This window comes from Vibrio sp. CUB2 (genome assembly GCF_001557945.1).
In the GTDB taxonomy this organism is placed as follows: Bacteria; Pseudomonadota; Gammaproteobacteria; order Enterobacterales; family Vibrionaceae; genus Vibrio; species Vibrio owensii.
On record NZ_LNRB01000047.1, the window covers coordinates 1 to 3,519 of the forward strand.

Here is a 3,519-nt window from a genome sequence, read left to right on the forward strand (position 1 = left end):
AGCCGATGAAACAGAGCTTTGACCGTCGAAGATGGAACTATGAATCAAACAACCAGTAGCCAAGTTTTGAGCTTAGAAACATGATTTTGACTGCTAGCTTTTTCTGGCGACTAACGCCCTGTTAAGGGGTGAGCAACGCAATACCGATGCCGCCGCATACCACCTTAAACACTAAAACCAACGCATAGTGAAAATACCACGCGTTGCGAATCCCTCTTAAACAGTTTGTTAGGTGAAATTCTTCCTACACGTACAAAGCTAACATTAATGACAGCCAAGTAAGTACAAACATAATGATACTTGTATCTTCGATTTCGTTGTTAATATGTAAGAACAACAGCGTGAAGAAAAATGCAATTGGAGTATTAACCATTGAGGAAAAGTCTTGGGTAATCTCGTGTCCAGTTAGGGCTAAGAATCCGCGCCCCAAAAGTCCAAGCACCGATACTGCAAAAGTCATGCGAATCATCCATATTCTTAAGTGATGATCTGACTTCATCGGTTTCACGAAATTTAATTGGAATACATCTTTTAAAATGGCAATGATTTCTCGATCAGATTTACCCATTTAGTTCCTCTTTTTCACCTAACGCCCTGTTAAGGGGTGAGCAACGCAATACCAAAGTTGCCGCATACCGCCTTAAACACTAAAACCAACGCATAGTAAAAATGCCACGCGTTGCGAATCCCTCTTAAACAGATTGTTATGCATTTGTGCCCGCGACTTGTACGTAACCATCACAAACACCTAATCCATTAGTTAGTTTGGGTAGAACTGTTTTCTCACTCTGCATTTGTCTAAAGATCTGATTTGATGTGTTATGACACATTTTGAGCATTTGCCCTGCTAACGTATCCTTATCTTTGTCTGACGCATAACAAAGCTTTACCTGATGATGTAGATAACTCGATTTAAAGTAGGGTTTAACACGCTTGTTAAATTCTGGTAATGAATCTTTTTCGCTATCAACAATGATAGCGAGCATTTCTTTACCTGTATCAAATGGAAATCGTAAAAAGTTGGTGATTACGAGATGCCAACCTATAAGCTCTGGGTTAATGTGAGGTTGCGGGTTTACAATAATGAACGAGCCAAGGTGAATAAAAGGAACACCGTCGGTACCCACATACTGTGAAACTTTTCCTGGCACTTGGTAACAAGTACAAATGCTAATTTTCTGTCCATTGTATTCGCGAGAATTGGTATCAACGCTAATGATGTAATCGTATCCATTCAGTAACATTGTATCGACATCAAATGCTGCGAACTCACTATGTCCTTGAACACTGCTTAAAACTTTCGGCTTGCCTGAAGCCCTTTCATAACTGCGCTCAACACGAATCGTACTAGGATCTGCTTCAGGAATTATTAAGCCGTCTCGTAAAGGGTCATACGTAAACGAAATCTTATTTACATTTTTATTCACTTGAAACGTAACTTTTTCGTCTCGTGTTTTCTTTTCAGTGCTCAATTACTAATTTCTCCGTTAATGCATAACGCCCTGCTAAGGGGTGAGCAACGCAATACCGAAGCCGCCGCATACCACCTTAATCACTAAATTCAACGCATAGTAAAAATGCCACGCGTTGTGAATCCCTCTTGAGCAGTTTGTTAGTCGCGAGGCACCGAGCGACAATTTTAAGCCGAACTAAACTTTGCGAACAACAAACTTTATGTGCTTTGATGCATTTAAGTCAGGCGTAGTCTCAAAGCGGCTAGTCAATGAAACCACTTGGAACAAACAACGCCGCAGAAAACGGACTGACAACACCAAAAAGCGCTTTTGGAAAGCCAATCTCACAGTGCGGACTTTCAACAAAGTCACTGAAACCATGTGGAACTTACCACACCAAAGAAAACGTCCTTTCAGCTAGTAAATAAGCCTTTAAACCAACAAACTCACCGAGCAGATTTGCAACCAAAAACAGATTTTCGATTGCCCCGCTCTATCACCACCAAAGAACGAAACAACCGCTTGGGAAATAGCAATGCATTGATTTAGAACCGATGAAAATGAACTTTGACCGTCGAAGATGGAGCTATGAATCAAACAACCAGTAGCCAAGTTTTGAGCTTAGAAACATGATTTTGATTGCTAGCTTTTTCTGGCGACTAACGCCCTGCTAAGGGGTGAGCAACGCAATACAAAAGCCGCCGCATACCACCTTAATCACTAACTTCAACGCATAGTAAAAATGCCACGCGTTGTGAATCCCTCTTGAGCAGTTTGTTAGTCGCGAGGCACCGAGCGACAATTTTAAGCCGAACTAAACTTTGCGAACAACAAACTTTATGTGCTTTGATGCATTTAAGTCAGGCGTAGTCTCAAAGCGGCTACTCAATGAAACCACTTGGAACAAACAACGCCGCAGAAAACGGACTGACAACACCAAAAAGCGCTTTTGGAAAGCCAATCTCACAGAGCGGACTTTCAACAAAGTCACTGAAACCACGTGGAACTTACCACACCAGAGAAAACGTCATTTCAGCGAGTAAATCTGCTTTTGTACCCAACAAACTCACCGAGCGGATTTGCAACCAAAAACAGACTCTCGATTGCCCTGCTCTGTCAGCATCAAAGAACAAAACAACCGCTTGGACACTTGCAAAACTTTGGACTTAAGACAGCTAGAACTAAGCTCTGATGATCGACGATTAATCGATGTACCAAGTAAACAGCTGCTAAATTTTGAGCTTAGAAACATCATCTTGACTTCAAGCTTTTTCTGGCGACTAACGCCCAATTAAGGTGTGAAGCACGCGACCACGATACTTAACTAGGCCACCTTAAACACTAAATTAAACCCAAACCAAAAATGCCAAGCGTGCTGAATCACTCTTAAATTGTTTGTTATATTTAGTCTGTGATTTCAAATATGGAGTCAATGATGATAGGTAAATTACCCCTTACGGACATGGCTCCAAAAACTGAACGCGCATGAACTCCCTTTTCACCAAACACGTCTGCCATTAAATCAGAGCATCCGTCCAACACTTTAGGATGTTGTTCAAAGTCACTGGTGGCATTAACAAAACCTTGGAGTTTTACAACTCGGGCTACTTTGTCTAGCGAGCCCAGTTCGAGTTTAACCGCCGCCAAAATGTCTAAACCCGTAGCTTTGGCAAAAGTGTAACCTTCTTCTGTTGTGTATTCTTGACCTAACTTACCTTTCGGCACTTTGCTTAAGCCAGCCACTGGTCCTTTACCTGAAACATAGAGTAAGTTGCCAGTTCTCACACAATTGCAATAACTACCTTGAGGATCGCTTGCTTGAGGTAACTCCAACCCAAGCTCTGATAGTCTCGTTTCGATGTCCATTTATCCTCCATGATTGAACAAAAATATAACGCCCTGCTAAGGGGTGAGCAACGCAATACCTAAGCCGCTGCAAAACCACCTTAATCACTAAATTCAACGCATAGTAAAAATGCCACGCGTTGCGAATCCCTCTTGAGCAGTTTGTTAGTCGCGAGGCACCGAGCGACAATTTTAAGCCGAACTAAACTTTGCGAACAAC

Annotated in this window: 3 protein-coding genes and 2 pseudogenes; 1 reads left to right on the plus strand and 4 read right to left on the minus strand. The window is 41.9% G+C overall.

Translation table 11 applies throughout. The annotated features are described in order from the left end of the window. Positions 1 to 244 precede the first annotated feature (244 nt). The 3 genes and pseudogenes from ATB78_RS27610 to ATB78_RS27615 all read right to left on the minus strand — a co-directional run bounded on the left by ATB78_RS27610 (position 245) and on the right by ATB78_RS27615 (position 1,472). On the minus strand, positions 245 to 568 hold the full coding sequence (locus ATB78_RS27610; protein ID WP_038940623.1) for a hypothetical protein: 324 nt from the start codon (positions 566 to 568) through the stop codon (positions 245 to 247). A gap of 29 nt (positions 569 to 597) precedes the next feature. Then, positions 598 to 739 (minus strand): annotated as a pseudogene (locus ATB78_RS30350) (DUF3265 domain-containing protein). Next, positions 705 to 1,472: a hypothetical protein gene (locus ATB78_RS27615; protein WP_061011139.1), complete on the minus strand. Its 768-nt coding sequence runs from the start codon at positions 1,470 to 1,472 to the stop codon at positions 705 to 707. Before ATB78_RS27615 ends, ATB78_RS30350 begins: the two are co-directional and overlap by 35 nt. Positions 1,473 to 2,342: 870 nt before the next feature. On the opposite strand from ATB78_RS27615, the pseudogene ATB78_RS30355 reads away from it, so the two are divergent. Beyond that, positions 2,343 to 2,646: pseudogene (locus ATB78_RS30355) on the plus strand (hypothetical protein). Positions 2,647 to 2,858: 212 nt separating this feature from the next. Here the strand turns inward: ATB78_RS30355 and ATB78_RS27625 are convergent. Beyond that, positions 2,859 to 3,320, minus strand: a complete 462-nt coding sequence (locus ATB78_RS27625; RefSeq protein ID WP_061011140.1) for a RidA family protein — start codon at positions 3,318 to 3,320, stop codon at positions 2,859 to 2,861. Positions 3,321 to 3,519 lie beyond the last annotated feature (199 nt).